This window comes from Stieleria maiorica (assembly GCF_008035925.1).
Taxonomy (GTDB): domain Bacteria; phylum Planctomycetota; class Planctomycetia; order Pirellulales; family Pirellulaceae; genus Stieleria; species Stieleria maiorica.
In genome coordinates, this window is the sequence record NZ_CP036264.1 from 3,509,972 (window position 1) to 3,525,964 (window position 15,993).

9 protein-coding genes are annotated in these 15,993 nt (G+C 59.6%); 5 read left to right on the top strand and 4 right to left on the bottom strand.

Annotated elements, in window-relative coordinates; all coding sequences use genetic code 11:
• Positions 1-124: 124 nt before the first annotated feature.
• Positions 125-460, top strand: a complete 336-nt coding sequence (locus Mal15_RS12120; RefSeq protein ID WP_147868000.1) for a Rieske (2Fe-2S) protein — start codon at positions 125-127, stop codon at positions 458-460.
• A 471-nt stretch (positions 461-931) separates the two neighbouring features.
• Positions 932-3,367, top strand: coding sequence for a sulfatase-like hydrolase/transferase (locus Mal15_RS12125; protein WP_147868001.1), 2,436 nt, complete (start codon positions 932-934; stop codon positions 3,365-3,367).
• 289 nt (positions 3,368-3,656) lie between these two features.
• Here Mal15_RS12125 and Mal15_RS12130 read toward each other — a convergent pair whose 3' ends face one another.
• From Mal15_RS12130 to Mal15_RS12145, 4 genes are all read right to left on the bottom strand, one after another.
• Positions 3,657-4,784, bottom strand: a complete 1,128-nt coding sequence (locus tag Mal15_RS12130) for an EF-hand domain-containing protein (RefSeq protein ID WP_147868002.1) — start codon at positions 4,782-4,784, stop codon at positions 3,657-3,659.
• 299 nt (positions 4,785-5,083) lie between these two features.
• Positions 5,084-6,331: a PQQ-binding-like beta-propeller repeat protein gene (locus tag Mal15_RS12135; protein WP_147868003.1), complete on the bottom strand. Its 1,248-nt coding sequence runs from the start codon at positions 6,329-6,331 to the stop codon at positions 5,084-5,086.
• A gap of 226 nt (positions 6,332-6,557) precedes the next feature.
• Entirely contained in the window at positions 6,558-8,315 is a 1,758-nt protein-coding gene (locus tag Mal15_RS12140; RefSeq protein ID WP_147868004.1) for a divalent metal cation transporter, read from the bottom strand.
• Positions 8,316-8,903: 588 nt separating this feature from the next.
• Positions 8,904-9,971, bottom strand: a complete 1,068-nt coding sequence (locus Mal15_RS12145; RefSeq protein WP_233903419.1) for an NAD(P)/FAD-dependent oxidoreductase — start codon at positions 9,969-9,971, stop codon at positions 8,904-8,906.
• A 245-nt stretch (positions 9,972-10,216) separates the two neighbouring features.
• On the opposite strand from Mal15_RS12145, the gene Mal15_RS12150 reads away from it, so the two are divergent.
• The 3 genes from Mal15_RS12150 to Mal15_RS12160 all read left to right on the top strand — a co-directional run bounded on the left by Mal15_RS12150 (position 10,217) and on the right by Mal15_RS12160 (position 15,847).
• The gene (locus Mal15_RS12150) at positions 10,217-12,064 is read left to right on the top strand and encodes a carbon starvation CstA family protein (RefSeq protein ID WP_147868006.1); all 1,848 of its coding nucleotides are present in this window, start codon (positions 10,217-10,219) and stop codon (positions 12,062-12,064) included.
• Between the two features lie 400 nt (positions 12,065-12,464).
• Entirely contained in the window at positions 12,465-14,291 is a 1,827-nt protein-coding gene (locus Mal15_RS12155; RefSeq protein ID WP_147868007.1) for a sigma 54-interacting transcriptional regulator, read from the top strand.
• Positions 14,292-14,500: 209 nt separating this feature from the next.
• Complete coding sequence (locus tag Mal15_RS12160) at positions 14,501-15,847, top strand: glycosyltransferase (RefSeq protein WP_147868008.1); 1,347 nt, start codon at positions 14,501-14,503, stop codon at positions 15,845-15,847.
• The last annotated feature ends 146 nt before the right edge of the window (positions 15,848-15,993 follow it).

A 15,993-nucleotide genomic window follows, 5' to 3' on the forward strand; every position in this document is an offset into this window, starting at 1 on the left:
GCTGGACATAGCTGGGGATGCGATCCGGCGCCCGGCAGCCAAACTGGTATCGCCCGGTCGGCCGGACCTACCGAAGCGCGTGGGGCACCGATCTGCGTCCGATGCCCCAAAATTCACAGGAACCATGGAACCAGATTCCCAAAACACATGGATCGATGTCGCCAGCGCCGACCGGCTTTCCGACGGCCAGGCGATCGAAGTGGTGGTGGGCGAGCACATCATCGCGATCTTCCGAGATGGCGATTCGCTGTATGCAATTGACGGGTTGTGCGCGCATCAAGGCGGCCCGGTCGCCAAAGGAGAACTGTCCCAGACCGACGCGGGAAAGACCTGCGTGACCTGCCCCTGGCACGGTTGGCAATACGAGCTGGCCACCGGAATCCAAACGGTCAACCGCCAACCCCTCCAGCGGACCTTCCCGGTGCGCGAGAAAGACGGCCGGTTGGAGGTCCAGATCTAGGCATTGCAGAGCGAGGCGTTCCCACGAGACAGCGGACGCAATTCCGGCACTTGCGATGGACCGTCCACTGACAGACCGCTCAAAAGTGCCGAGTCCGTGTTGTGGGCCTGACCGCCGCGGTGAATGGCCCTGAAGATCGATAGGACGAATACGACAGATGGGACCTATCAGTCCTATGTGTCCTATTGGTCTCATCGCAGAATCGTTGCTCCGACCAAAATGCAACGGCAAATCATTGGGGGCAAAACAGTTTTAGGTTGTGATCGTTTTGCTCCCATCGTTTTGCCCCCATCGTTTAGCCCATTGTTCGTTATCCCATCATGTAACACACACTGAACACCGGCGATGCCTCGGTCGCTTCGACCGCTGCGCTGAAATTGCTTGAGAATTGGTTGGCGAGGCGTCAAACTGAGGCACGATCTCACGAAATCCTTGCGATTCCCCACCTCCCCCTCGCCTGGTTGCAGCCGAATGTCCACGCGTTTTCCGCGACGTCCCATCGTTACACAGGCAGTCTTCGCCACTGCATTCCTTTTCACGCTGTGCGTCGCTCCGGCAGTCCTCCGGGCCGAATCGACCAAGCGTCCCAACATCGTCTTGATCCTGGCCGACGATTTGGGGTTCTCTGATCTGGGTTGCTACGGCGGCGAGATCCAGACGCCGAACTTGGATGCACTGGCGGACAACGGATTGCGCTTCACCCAGTTCTACAACACCGGGCGGTGTTGGCCGACGCGCGGTTCGATGCTGACGGGCTACTATGCCCAACAGATTCGACGTGACTTTTTGCCGGGAGTCCCCAGTGGCGGCGGCAACCGTGGCCTGCGACCCGATTGGGCCGTGCTGCTTCCGCAGATGCTGTCTCAGGTCGGCTATCGCTCCTACCACACCGGTAAATGGCACATCGATAGCACGCCGACCAAATGCGGCTTCGACAAAACGTCACTCAACCAAGTGGGACGCTATTTCAGCCCCAAGCTGGACGCCAACGAAAAACCGAAGCAGCCGCTGGAGTTCCGCGATGATGAGTACCTGACCAGCTCGATGGCTGACGACGCGGTTGAAAACTTGAAGGAACACGCCGCACAGCACGCCGAAGAGCCGTTCTTTCAATACCTGGCTTTCACCGCGCCCCACTTTCCGCTGCACGCCCTGCCCGAAGACATCGCGGTCTACGCCGACACCTACACCGACGGCTGGGATTCGATCCGCAAACAACGCTGGCAACGGATGCAGGCGATGGGGATTTTGGATCCTGAAACCGCCAATCGCGTTTCATCGGTCGAACGCGACCTGGGGCCTCCGTATCACTTTCCCGAAGCCTTTGAGATCCTGGGTGAGGGAGAAACCAATCGGCCTGTTCCGTGGAATCAATTGACGGACAAACAGAAATCATTCCAGGCGACCAAGATGGCGATCCATGCGGCCATGGTCCATCGAATGGACATCGCCATCGGACGGGTCTTGGATCAAGTCCGGTCGATGGGTTGTTGGGACGACACGATCGTCATGTTCCTGTCCGACAACGGGGCGAGCGCCGAAATCATGGTCCGTGGCGATGGGCACGATCCCAACGAGCCACCGGGGTCGGCACTGACGTATCTTTGCCTGGGGCCCGGTTGGTCGACGACCTGCAACACCCCGTTTCGCCGCCACAAAACGTGGACGCATGAAGGCGGGATCGCGACGCCGTTCATCGTTTCCTGGCCCAATCGAATCAAGGACGACGGCCAATTCCGACGCAATCCCCAGCATGTCATCGACGTCGCCGCAACGCTGCTCGAACTGACCGGCGCGACGCATCCGGATGGCGCCCCTGCACCGCCTGGGATCAGTTTCCTGGCGGACCTGGACGCGCAACACTCGGCCGAAGAGCGAACGCTTTGGTGGTACCACGACGGACATCGAGCGATCCGGCAGGGCCGCTGGAAAGCGGTTTCACCGGTCGGTGAGCCATGGGAATTGTACGACCTTTCGAACGATCGGATCGAATCCGTCGATCTCGCGTTGCCGCATGCCGAGAAGCTGGCCGAATTGGTTGCCGCTTGGGAGAAGCAACTTGCCGAATCGGTTGAACTTGCCACCGAAGATCTGTCAGCTCAGGATCTGAGCAAAGGATCCCGATGGACGCGTCAATCCGACGTGATGTCCAAGGCCCAGCAAGCCGGGCGGATCAAACGCTCGCAGGTGTTGCCCGGCGGTGAAACGTTCTTTGTCGCCGACCGCCACGCGTTTCTGATGAAGCCTGATTCGCCGGCAAAGTCCAAACTGGGAATGCCCTGGATTTTCTATGCCCCCGCCCTGTCTCGATACCCCGACAAGCACGAGCAATGGATGCACCGGCAATTCCTCAATGCCGGCATCGCGGTCGCGGGAATCGATGTGGGTGAAGCCTACGGTAGCCCGCACAGTCAACCATTCTTCGACGCCCTGTACGACGAAATGGTCTCGCGAGGCTACAGCACCAAGCCGGCATTGTTGGGCCGAAGCCGTGGCGGGTTGTACGTCAGCCGGTTCGCGATCGAACGTCCCGAGCGCGTCGCGGCGATCGGCGGGATCTACCCGGTGCTCGACTACACCAGCTATCCGGGCGTCGAACGCGCCGCACCGGTCTATGGGGTCACGCCGGAAGCATTAGAGCAGCGACAGCAGGAACTGAACCCTGCGAAGAACTTGAACGTGGTCGCCGAAGCGGGGATCCCGGTTTACGTGATTCATGGAACCGAAGACCGCGTGGTTCCGATCGAGCGGAATTCGGCGGTGTTGGAATCGGCCTACAAATCGGCCGGCAATGAAGCCGCGATCACGTTGGAGCGTGTCGATGGGCAAGGCCACAATTTCTGGGAAGGTTTCTTCCGCAGCCAAAAGTTAGTCGACTTCGTAATCGATGCTGCAAAGGGTGACTGAGTAGGGCATGCTGTGCATGCCATGGCGTCCGTTTTCCTACCCAAAAAATCTTCCTGCCTCTCCGACCAGCCACCACGCTCTGTCATCGGCGGTCGTAGCCGGAGTGAGGCAGCAAGAAGAGGGGGCGAAACGATGGGGGCAAAACGATGGGGGCAAAACGATAGAAGGCAGAATGATGTGGGGGCAGAATGATGCGGGGGCAGAATGATGGGAAAGCTAGTCAGCGATCGGTCGGACACGACTGGCGTGACGGGGCTCCGAGTCTGGCTCTGCCGTCTGGCCCGAAGGTTCAGTCTTTCTGATTGGCGATGTACTTGGCCAATTCGATCAGCGAAACGCGTTTGTCATCGTCACCGTCGGCCTGTTTCAAAACGGAGTTGGCGAGCTGGCCAGAAACAGGCGACTCGTAGAACTCCGCTTCCTCGATAAACGTGCTTCGATCTTTGTCGTGGCGGGTGAGCAACTTTCTGGCTTCGGCGAGATCGTCGTCGTTAAAGCCGAGTGATTTCCGTGTCCGGGCGATCGTCTGTTGGACTTCCGCTTGCGTCAACTGACCGTCTTTGTTTTCGTCAAATTCGTTCAGCGGATTCCCTCTCGCTGTAGCTCCGAAGACATCCCCGGCGGTGAACTCGGTCTGGTCGATCATGCCGTCGGAGTTTCGGTCGTATCGTTCAAATAGCGAACGCACCTTCGCGAGGTCCGACTTGCTCATTCCGGAATCGCGACGGTATTTGGCCAGCATCGTCGCGATTTCCATGATGCCCAGTTTTCCGTCGTCGTTTTCGTCAAATTCTTTCGCGGGCAGAGGCAGATATGCCCCTTGCTGTTCGTCTTTGTCCAGCTTTTGATCCTTGTCCGCGTCAAGTTTTCGCACCGTGCGAATCGCGGTGACTTGATCGACTTGCTCGATCCCCATTTCGCGGCGCAATCCGGCCATGTAAGCGAATTGTTTTGCCATTTCGGCAAGCGTGATCACGCCGTCGTGGTTGGCGTCGAATTCTTCAGGATTGCTCGGCCAGCCGTTCGCGATCTCGTCGGGATCGAGCTGGCCGTTGCCGTTCTTGTCGTGTCGTCGCAAAAACACTTTGGCGTTGTTGATGACCTGCTGGGTCACTCCCGAATCGTCTCGAATCTTCGCGAATCGGACACACAGTTCCAGGTGCGTTAGTTTGCCGTCGCGGTTGAGATCGTACTGGTCGATTTCATCTTGCCAGCGGATCCGCGTTTGTTCGTCTTTGTCGATTGCACCGTCTTCATTGGTGTCGTAAACGGTCATCGAACGCGATGCATCGGTCAGATCGATCGGCGCGATGACCAATGCGAAGAGATCCGTTTTGTCGCCAGAGAGGATCTGTGCCGGGCACGTGCCGGCAAGCACGGCGGTCGAAAGAGCGATGCAAAGTAGAGACTTGAGCATGAGGCACCGAATACGGAATGCGAATCGCGGGGGAGGTTATCCACCCCCGTGATTCTATTCGATTCGGGCGATGCGCTGGGACGTAGCGAGAACGCTGCGGAAATTAGGTAAGAAAATTTTGGGGGTGAGAAAATGATGAATTAAACCACCCATTCGATTCGGCCAATCTTCTTACCTCCTAAATCTTCCCACCTCCTCTCCCACCCACCGGGCGCTTTCGAGTCGGCGGAAGGCTGGGGAGAGATGGCAGAATGATACGGGGCAGAATGATGGGGTGCCGAGCGGCTGGTTTTGCCGCTTCAGTTTCCGATCTCGATGCAGGCCGCTTCTTCGGTGCTGCGGACGTAGATGCGTCCGTCGCTGTACGCCGGCGTCGACCAGCACTTTCCGCTCAGCACGTCGGCTCGGGCCAATTCGTGATAGGCGTCGGGGCTGGCCGCCGCGATCACGACTTCACCGGCGTCGGACAACACGACCAGTTTTTCGCCGACCAAGATGCAGTTGCCCGGGCCGAACCCGTATTCTTTCCACTTGATTTCACCGGTCGCCAGTTCGACACATTGCAGCGGCGCCCGGCCGTATTTTTTGAATTCAAAGATCCCGTACAGGTGTCCGTTGTGCACGATCGGGGTGCTCCAGTGGTTCATCAGCTCGTTCGCCTTGAACCACACCTCGTCGACCTTGCCGCCACCTTGAACCTGGAATAGTCCGGCACCGACGCCGTAGCCGGCAGAGCAATACACCAGATTGCCTTCGATGACCGGTGAGGCTGCGGTGGAAACGCTGAACGGGAATTCGGTCCGCCATAGTTCGCTACCCGTCGACGCATCGACCGCGACCAGACCCGATTGCACAAAGTAGACCAATTGTTTTTTGCCGTTGATGGTCGCCAAGGAAGGCGTCGCGTGGGTGATAGTTTCATCACCGCTTTTCCAGATCAGCTGGCCATCGTTCTTGTTGAACGCCAGGAAGCTTTGTCCCGCGCCGCCACCGCTGACATACACCACGTCGCCATCGACCAGCGGGCTGGAGGCGTTCAGCCATCGGATGTTGCGGCCGGCGAAGTCGTTGATGATGTCTTGTTTCCAAACCAGGTTTCCGGTTTCGGCATCGACGCAGCGGAGCACCATGTAGGAGTCATAAACGTAAACATTGCCGTCGGAGACTGCGGGGGTCGATCGCGGACCGTCGCCGCCCATGTTGCCCGCGGCGCCCGCATTGCCGCCGCCCTGTTCGTACTCACTGCTGCCCATCGGCAATCGCCACAGCTGATCACCCGAGGTCGCATCGAGTGTCAACAACACCTCCGATCCTTCGGTCGCGATCACGGTGAACAGGCGGCCCTCTGCGACGGCAAAGGAACTGAAGCCCAACGGGGTTTCCGTCTTCCAAATGACGTTCGGTCCGTTGCTCCAGTCCGCCTTGCCGATCGACTCGGCCGATTTCCCATCGGCGGCAACCCCACGGTACTGGGGCCAGTCTTCGGCGAAACTGACGGGAGAAGCAACGGTGAAGCAGGCGGCCGCAAACAGGACGACGTTTTTCATTTTCACTCTGGAATTCGCAGGTGGGACCGAACAGGCGGGATGATGACCCGCCCAGAATAATCGATCCGATCGCATTTAGAAAGGAAGCAAAAATCGACCCGAATGGCACGGGCATCGGCAATAAGGGAAGGCGCCGTAGGCTCGCGCCAAACGGCTGATAATCGTTTGACATCAGCCGGTTCGCGCCAGCGTCCGGGCGGCACACCCATTCGCCAGGTGTTGACATTTAACCCGCGACAGCCCCGCCACGTTTCTTCACGAACCCGATCACGACCGCGATACCGTAGACCACGATCAGGCCGATGATCACGGGGAAGGATTTCGGATCGTTGGCTTTTTCACCGATCGCCGAAACGGCCGCCACGATCGCTCCGATCACCGCGAACAGCATCAAGACGTTCCAGGCCACCATGCGTCCCCCGGTCGGTTTCTCCGCCCCGAGAATCCGTTTGTTGTTCATCATCAGGAAAAAGGTCACGTAGGCGATCGGCAACAGCATCATCCCGAACGTGCTGGCAAAGATGGCCAGCCAGAACTTGGCTTCGCCGTCCCACAGGTACCACCAGGTCGCTCCGCTAAGCCCCGCGACCAAACAACCCACAACAAACGGAACCGCGCCGTCGGGTTGGCCCATCATCTCACGGAACGCATAGCCGTTGATCAGCATCAAGATCACGATGGTCGAGAATCCCATCCCGAACACGCCGAGTCCGAAGACCAGATTGGAGAGCGATTGACCCAACAGCGGTTCCAACGTGCCGGACAACTGAAACGCGTTTCGCTTGACCAGCGACAATGCCACGCGTTTTTCTTCGACGCTCAGTGCAGCCACACGCCGTAACTTCTCGTCCATCGACATCGACTCGGCTGCTTCGGCACCCAGTTCATGATCCACGCGTCCCAACAAGATCGGTTCAACACCGTTGTAATAGGGACTTTGTTGCATGGTGGCCAAATCGTTGCTGGCCAACGAATCGTCGATGGTGTTGTGCAGCGAAAATGCCGATGCGATCACGACGCAACTGGTCACCACCACGTACGGGATCGCCATGCCGGTCGACAAATCGAATCGGGCCAAGCCGCGGAACGGTTTGTCCCAGCCTCGCGCGAGCATCGAATACGGCAGCAAGAATGTCATGTTGATCCCCACCGCGGTTGCCGCCGCGGCGATCATCACCGAACGCTGCGTGGAAACCAATTGGCTGGTCCAATAGGTTTGTTCGGTTTGCCCCAGCGAGGCAACGACGGACGTCATTTCGCCGGCGGGATTGTTCCACTGCGACAGATCGGGAATGAACCCGGCCAGGATCCCACCGAATTCCAGTTCCCCATTGATCGCCAGTAACGCCACGACGCCGAAGAAACAGATCACGACCATACCGACCAGCGACTTGAGCACGATGTCAAACAGCTTGGCCGCCCTTCCCTGTTTGGTGTTGAGCAACACGACAAACCCGGCGGCCAGAAACAAGACGATCGTGACGATGATCTTGGTGCTGGTTGCATCGCCGAGCCCGCCGCCGCCGGCAAGGTTGGCCAGGTTCTTGTCGATCGCGTCGTAACAAAGGCTGAATTGCGGCATGCACCAGATGATGTTGGCCATCGCCGTGGCAATGATCCAGCCCCATCCCAGCGCCGGGTTGATCTCGCTGTTAATCGCTTCGAACGGCCGCCGCCCGGTCGACAAGGTCACGTAGCTGATCGCCGAGAGCATGATCACGCCCATCGTGATCGCCAGCAGTTGCAACCAGAGCATGCTGGTCCCGCCCAACACGCCCAAAAACAGTGCTCCGGCCAAAGAGCCTCCGCCCAGCGTGATCGCCGCCTGCAACCATCCCGGTCCGGACAATCGCACGTAGGTCGAAAGCGTTTTTCCGCTCGCCTGTGCGTCGAGCAACAATTTGCGGTCGGCGAGCACTTTCTCGCTGACTTGAGGAGCAGACGCGGCGGAAGTGTCGGAACCGGGGTTGGGTTGATCGGACATCGATAACGCGACAAAAGAGAAGGAGGTGGGAGCGGGGGGAGTCAGTCGCGAAATATAGCCGAAGATGGGGCTGGTGTGTGAGGTGGATACCAACCGAATCATCTCAGGTACCCCGATCGAAAAGAGCTCCCGTCTCCCCAAAACTTTGCGCGTACGCATCCCTATTGTTGATGACGAGCTTCGTTGCGGAAGGATGCAAGAAAGCAGCGACGGCCCGGAAGGGACCGTCGTACAGTGCGATCGAGCGACGGCCCGGAAGGGACCGTCGTACAGTGCGATCGAGCGACGGCCCGGAAGGGACCGTCGTACAGTGCGATCGAGCGACGGCCCGGAAGGGACCGTCGTACAGTGCGATCGAGCGACGGCCCGGAAGGGACCGTCGTACAGTGCGACCGAGCGACGGCCCGGAAGGGACCGTCGTACAGTGCGATCGAGCGACGGCCCGGAAGGGACCGTCGTACAGTGCGATCGAGCGACGGCCCGGAAGGGACCGTCGTACAGTGCGACCGAGCGACGGCCCGGAAGGGACCGTCGTACAGTGCGATCGAGCGACGGCCCGGAAGGGACCGTCGTTCGTGGCGAGATGGGCTATTCCAGTTCGACCAGGTAGCGTTCGGCGTCTAGGGCGGCCATACAGCCGGTTCCGGCCGAGGTGATCGCTTGGCGGTAGTAATCGTCGGCCACATCGCCCGCGGCGAACACGCCGTCGACCGAGGTGTTGGTGCGGAACGATTTGGTCCAGCGGATGTAGCCGCTATCGTTCATGTCGACGGCTCCTTCCAGGAACGACGTGTTGGGCGTGTGGCCGATGGCCACGAACATCCCGCCGACTTTCAGGTCTCGCTGCGAATCGTCGACGGTGCTTTTGACGCGCAGGTTATTGACCAGGTTGCCGTCGCCCTGGACTTCCTCGACGACCGTGTTCCACTGGATGTCGATGTTGGGGTGATTGATCGCGCGTTCCTGCATGACCTTGCTGGCCCGCATTTCGTCGCGTCGTACGAGCAAGTAGATCGTGTCGGCGCCTTTCAGGTTGGCAAGATACGTGGCTTCTTCGACCGCGGAGTCACCGCCACCGACGACGGCCAGCGGCTTGCTGCGGTAGATCGGCAACGCCCCATCACAGACCGCACAGGCGCTGACGCCCTTGTTCTTGTATTCCTCTTCGCTGGGCAGCCCCAGGTAATTCGCCCGGGCGCCCGTGGCGATGATCACGGTGTGGGCCTGGACCGTTGCGCCGCCGCTGGTCGTCAGCTTTTTGATCGGCCCGCTGAAATCCACCGACACGATATCTTCGCCGACCACACGGGTGCCGAAGTTGAGCGCCTGCTGCTTCATCAATTCCATCAGCTCGACGCCTTGAACCGCGTAGTGCGGCTTGCCGTCGCGCTCGTGGCCTTGGGGGACCGGCGGCAGGTTCCAGTGGCGGTCCTTGTCCACCGCCGATTCGACGAACGCGCGGATGTCACCGGCGGGAAAACCGGCAAAGTTTTCCACTTCGGTCGTAAACGCCAATTGCCCCAGCGGGATCATTTCCGGTTTGACGGTCCCTTCATAGACGACCGGGTTCAGGTTCGCCCGAGCGGCATAGATGGCGGCGGACCAACCGGCAGGTCCGCTGCCGATGATGATGGTTTTTTCGATCTCGTTGCTCACCGTGTGAGAACTCCTGCAGAGATGGTTCTTGCGAATGGGTTGGGGATTATAGGACCGTGTCCGCGGCTGTTCCATGGTACGGGCCGGCCAGGTCCTGGAACGGGCCGTAATCGCCCCGGCGTGGGCGGAATTGATGGAGACTGGAAACGACAAACCGTTGCCGATCGGTTAAACTCGGCCGTTTCGATTGAATGGCCCTCCCGGGCCCCCTCCCGCCATTTCATACCCCCTGGCCGCCTCTGCCCATGAGCACTCTTTTTGTCGCCGTCTTGTCGATGGTCGGATTCGTCATCGCCTACAACACGTATGGCCGCTGGCTGGCCAAACGGCTGTTCGGGTTGAGCGACGACGCGACGATGCCTAGCGAGGAATGCCGCGACGATGTGGACTTCGTCCCGACTCGGAAATCGATCGTGTTCGGCCACCATTTCACCAGCATCGCCGGGACGGGACCGATCGTCGGACCGGCATTGGCAGTGTTTTGGGGCTGGTTGCCGGCGTTGTTGTGGGTCGTTTTCGGGTCGATCTTGATCGGGGGCGTCCACGATTTGGCCGCCTTGGTGATCTCGATCCGCAATAAAGGGCAAACGATCGGACAGGCCGCCGGTCGGTTGATCTCTCCACGTGCCAAAGTGCTGTTTCTGATCGTGCTCTCGCTCGCGCTCTCAGTCGTCTTGGCGGTCTTCGGATTGGTCATCGCCAAAATCTTTTCGATCTATCCCGAATCGGTGCTGAGCGTTTGGATCGCGATGCCGATCGCGGTCATCATCGGATTGCGCTATCGCAGCGGAGGCGGGTTGGTGATTCCCAGCCTGGTCGGATTGGCCGTGCTGTACGTCGCAGTCTACGTGGGCGCGTATCACCTGCCCCTTGACCTGAAGCCCTATTTGCCCAGCGAGAGCTTGTTCTGGACGCCGACGGTCGTCTGGACCATCGCGCTGCTGATCTACGCCTTCATCGCCTCGGTCTTGCCCGTTTGGTTGTTGCTGCAGCCGCGCGACTATATCAACAGTTTGCAACTGTTCGTGGCGTTGGCGTTGTTGTTGGGCGGGTTGGGCATCGCTTCATTGACCGGACAAGCTCAATTGACCGAATCGGCGCCGATGATTGCCAGCGAAGTCCCCGCCGATGCGCCCAGCATGTTTCCGTTTCTGTTTATCACGATCGCCTGTGGTGCCTGCAGCGGATTCCACTGTTTGGTCAGCAGCGGCACGACCAGTAAACAGCTCGAAAAAGCCAGCGACGCACAGGCGGTTGGATACGGCAGCATGCTGCTGGAAGGCATGTTGGCGGTGTTGGTAATCTTGGCTTGCTCGGCCGGCGTGGGCATGGGACCGCTCCATCGCAGCGTGACGACGACCGGTGGCGGAGGAACATCCGTGGTCACGATCGAACGTGCCGATGTGTCCGGGAACCAGGCCTGGCGGGAGTACTATCGGACCGGGGCCGACGGAGAGCCCGATGCAGGGTGGAAAAAGCAAGATCTGGCAAAGAAGCTGCGGGCGTTTGTTGACGGCGGTGCAAATTTCTTGTCCGCGCTCGGGCTGCCCCTGCGACTGGCCATCGCGACGATGGCGGTCCTGGTCGCCTGTTTCGCCGCGACAACCCTGGACACTGCCACACGCCTGCAACGCTATGTGATCAGCGAACTGGCGCTTTCGGCCGGTGCCAAACCGCTGGCCAACAAATACGTGGCGACCGGAATCGCCGTCGGCGTCGGATTGACAATCGCCGTGTTTGCCGGTGAAAGCCCCGGCACGGGCGGGTTGGTGTTGTGGCCCCTGTTCGGGGCCACCAATCAGTTGCTGGCCGGTCTGGCGCTGATGGTCGCACTGATCTTTTTGGCCCGCCGCAGTAAACCGCTGGCGTCGATCATGATCCCGATGTTCATCATGTTGCTGATGCCGGCATGGGCGATCACGTACGACCTGTTTTACAACTGGCTGCCCGCGGGGAACGTCGTGTTGACGACCTTCGGATTTTCGATCCTGGCGCTCCAGGGTTGGATGGTCGTCGAAGGCGTGATGGTCTGGGGACGCTGTCAAGGTGTGCTGGAAACACCAGCCGAGACCGCCGCGGGGTCCGGCGGCTGATCCACGGAGACGTCGATTGGATGGCTGCAGGTTGGCTACCCATATAGACACCCTCTCCGGGGAGGGTGTCGTCTAAACTTGGCGCCTAGGCCTGACCCGAATGGCACGGGGTTAAGCCAAGACGCTGAGCCGTAGGCGCTAGCCTCGGGCCTGACCGCCGTGTTAAAGGCATATCAAGGCCCGCGGCTAGCGCCGTCGGCTCACTAAGCCCGTGCCATTCATGCCTGACCCTTTTTCTCGCCCCCCATGAACCGAAACATCGAAGGGGAACGCAGCACCAGGACTCTCATCTCTCTAGTCTTAAAATGAGATTCTGATTATCATGGTGGGAGTCGGCAGCAGGGAAGGCGAAGATTGCTTTCGGTCGGTCGCCGATGTTACCCCACGACGTGAATGAATCATGGTCGCGTATCTTGCGGTTGAAACCGGGCCCGAGAAAGGCCGCCATTATCCGTTGGACCCACAACGGCCGATGCACGTCGGTCGCGGATCGAGCTGTGAAATCATGCTGTCCGATCCGGTTTGCAGCCGGTTTCACGCGGTCGTGTTCTACGAGGATGATCGCTGGCAGGTCCGTGACACCGGCAGCCGCAACGGGACGTTGGTCAACGGCCAAAAGATCGATTCGGCCCAAATCGCCGATCAGTGTGTGCTGACGATCGGCGGGACGGAAATGCGTTTCATCGATCCGTCCTCCGACAGTGCCGAATTGGACGATGCGTTCCAGACGATCATCCAAGACGTCTCGCTGATCGACACGCGTTCGACCGACGACCCGATGCGTGACGTCGCCCATGCCGGCTATTTGTTCGATCTGTACCTGCTAAGCCTTTCGATGCTGCGGCTGGAAAATCCGGATGAAGTGATCGATTCGGTGTTGAAATTGCTTCGCGATCGCACCAGCGCCGATGCCGTGGGACTTTCCTTTGACGGCGGTGACGGCCGCCAACGCCCGCACAAGGTCGAACCGACCGACGAAGTCGACAAGGTCAAAGTCAGCCGCGGTATCCTGCGCCGCGTCGTCGGCGGTGGGGAAGCCATCTGGGTCAACGACAAACGCTCCTCGGACGAGGAGTTGCAAGAAAAGCTGCCGGCAAAGTCCGTCTGGTCCGACGCGATCTATGTCCCGCTGGACACCAACGAAGCGAACATCGGGATCCTGCATTTGTACCGCAACCGACCGTCATTCAACGAAATCGACTTTGAATTGGCGATCGCGGCGGCCCGATTGTTGGCGGTCGGATTGGACCGCGCCCTGCAGCATGACCAATTGCGTGTCGAGGCCAAACAGATCGCCAAACGAAACGCCGACACGGATGAATTGATCGGCGAAAGCCCGGTGATGTTGCGGTTGAAGGAAAAGATCGCCCGCGTCGCGGCAGCCAACGGTTGCGTGCTGGTTCGTGGGGAAAGCGGCTGTGGCAAGGAACTGGTCGCCCGCGCCGTCCATCGCAGCAGCAAACGTTCCAAACGCCCCATGTTGACCGTCAACTGTGCGGCGATCCCATCAGAGTTGATCGAAAGCCAACTGTTCGGACACAAGAAAGGCTCCTTCACCGGTGCCGATAGCGATCACGAAGGTTGGTTCCAACAGGCCCACACCGGCACGTTGTTTCTCGATGAGATCGGAGAGCTGACGCTGGAGGGACAAGCAAAATTGCTGCGGATTCTCGAAGGCCATCCGTTTTTGCCGGTCGGCGGAACCCAGGAAGTCCACGTCGATGTCCGTGTGATCGCGGCGACCAACCGCGACCTGGCGGAGTTCGTCCGAGAGAAACGTTTCCGCGAAGACTTGTTCTATCGATTGACCGTGTTCGAATTGTTGCTGCCTCCGCTGAGAGAACGGGGCGACGATTTGGATTTGTTGATCGACTATTTCCTGGAACACTTTCGCATGCAGCACGGCCGCGCCAGGTTGAAGCTTTCCAAAGAAGCTCGCGACCGAATGCGGCAATACATGTGGCCGGGGAACATTCGACAACTGCGAAACGTCATCGACAGCGCGATCGTGATGGCCGACGGCGATGAGATCCAATCCGATGATCTGGGGCTGCGTGATGCCGGCATCAGTCGACTCGATACGTTTCGAATCGACGAATGGGAAAAACGATTGATCACCAAGGCACTCGAACGAACCGGCGGCAGTGTCCCCGAAGCCGCGAAATTGCTGGGGATCAGCCGCGCCACTGCATACCGGAAACTCACCGAATACGAAATCGATCGCTAAAGCGGTCCGACCAGAAACGGTGCGATGATGCCAGCCCGAAGCGTGAGCGAGGGGCCACGCGGCGCACCTCGCTCACGCATCGGGCTTCGAACCAACCCCGCTAAATTAGACCCGACGGGAAGGCCGCTCGAGCGAAACGGCTGATGACAAATGAACTTCAGTGGTAGCGTGTGAGCCTAAGGGCATCGGTTTGTCGTCTTCATTCTGATATGCCCGTACGCTTGCGTGAAACGGCTGATCCCACCTGCGACCCGAGTCGACCGATCACCCGAACATTTTCGTCCGAATTGAACACCTCGTCCGGTCGCCCCTTGGCCATCCTCTCGGCGCCGGGCTCCCGCGGCGACGTCAATCCGATGCTTGCGATCGGCACGCAGCTTCGTCGACGCGGGTACGACGTCGCGATCTCGTTGGCTCAGCCCTACGCCGAACTGGCCGAAGCCGCCGGCCTGCAGCCTTTTTCATTGATCGACCGGCAACAGTTCGATGACATGCTGGCTGACCCCGCGGTCTGGACGCTGCTGCGTGGGATGCGCAAAGTGATGGGCGGGATCGCTGCACAGTTTCTTCGCCCCCACTTCGACCTGATCCGAACGCTGCATCGTCCGGGGCGAACCATCCTGGTTTCCCACCCGCTGGACTTCTCCTCACGCATCGTTCGCGATCTGGATCCGACGATCCCGCTGGTGGACGTTCATCTGGCCCCGGTCATGTTGCGAACCCCCGATCAGCCCGCTCGACTGACGCCTTGGCGATTTGAACCGACACGGCACCGGCGAACGTTTCGATTGTCTTACTGGTTGGGAGACAAAATCATCTTGGACCCGCTGCTCGCCGGGCCGATCAATCGAATTCGACGCGCGCAGGGGCTCGGACCGGTCCGCCGCGTCATGCACCGCTGGTGGCTCTCGCCGGATCGAGTCCTGGCGTGTTATCCCGATTGGTTTGCCCCATCGACGGTCGGCATTCTGCCGCAGCTTCGACACGTCGGATTTCCGTTGTCTGACGGGCCGCCGCGTGATGGGGGCGATGAACTCGCCGAACCGCCGCCCGATCGCCCGATCGTGTTCACCGGCGGTTCGGCCAATTGGCACACACACGAATTTTTTCGGCAGGCCCGCGATGTGTGCGTGAAACTGGGCCACGCCGGTTTGCTTCTGGGGGGCGATCCGCGTTGCTTTCCATCCGAATTGCCCGACAACGTGCGCACGTCGGGTTACGTGTCGCTGGAAAAACTGTTGCCGCACTGTTGCGCGATCGTGCACCACGGCGGCATCGGCACGACGTCGCAAGCCCTGCGAGCGGGAATCCCGCAGATCATTCGCCCGCTGGCGTTTGACCAATTTGACAACGCCGAGCGAGTGGCGGCGCTCGGCGGCGGTGTTTGCTTGCAAAGCGATCGAGACCTTGCAGGCAGGTTGGCATTTGTTCTACAGGATCTCAAGTTGTCGGAATCGTTGCGAGTGATTCGCTCGCGATTTGGGGGGCCGTCTGGCCCGCAACTCGCCGCGGATGAAATCGATGCTGTCATGACCAGCAGAACCGTTCCGGTTTGACATCGACGGCGCGAGTTTGTCGGTTGTGCCGATGGCTCGGCATGATTTCATGGTCGGGTTGTTCCAGTTTTGCCGTGCGGATGGTCGATAGGACAAACACCAATTCGACCCGATGGCGGGTTCGTCCGGATTATTTCAGGCACCGC

What these genes read in the sequence shown, in the direction of transcription:
- Mal15_RS12120 (WP_147868000.1), top strand. Translation starts at nt 125, where the DNA reads ATGGAACCAGATTCCCAAAACACATGGATCGATGTCGCCAGCGCCGAC.
- Mal15_RS12125 (WP_147868001.1), top strand. Translation starts at nt 932, where the DNA reads ATGTCCACGCGTTTTCCGCGACGTCCCATCGTTACACAGGCAGTCTTC.
- Mal15_RS12130 (WP_147868002.1), bottom strand. Translation starts at nt 4,784, where the DNA reads ATGCTCAAGTCTCTACTTTGCATCGCTCTTTCGACCGCCGTGCTTGCC.
- Mal15_RS12135 (WP_147868003.1), bottom strand. Translation starts at nt 6,331, where the DNA reads ATGAAAAACGTCGTCCTGTTTGCGGCCGCCTGCTTCACCGTTGCTTCT.
- Mal15_RS12140 (WP_147868004.1), bottom strand. Translation starts at nt 8,315, where the DNA reads ATGTCCGATCAACCCAACCCCGGTTCCGACACTTCCGCCGCGTCTGCT.
- Mal15_RS12150 (WP_147868006.1), top strand. Translation starts at nt 10,217, where the DNA reads ATGAGCACTCTTTTTGTCGCCGTCTTGTCGATGGTCGGATTCGTCATC.
- Mal15_RS12155 (WP_147868007.1), top strand. Translation starts at nt 12,465, where the DNA reads ATGGTCGCGTATCTTGCGGTTGAAACCGGGCCCGAGAAAGGCCGCCAT.
- Mal15_RS12160 (WP_147868008.1), top strand. Translation starts at nt 14,501, where the DNA reads ATGCCCGTACGCTTGCGTGAAACGGCTGATCCCACCTGCGACCCGAGT.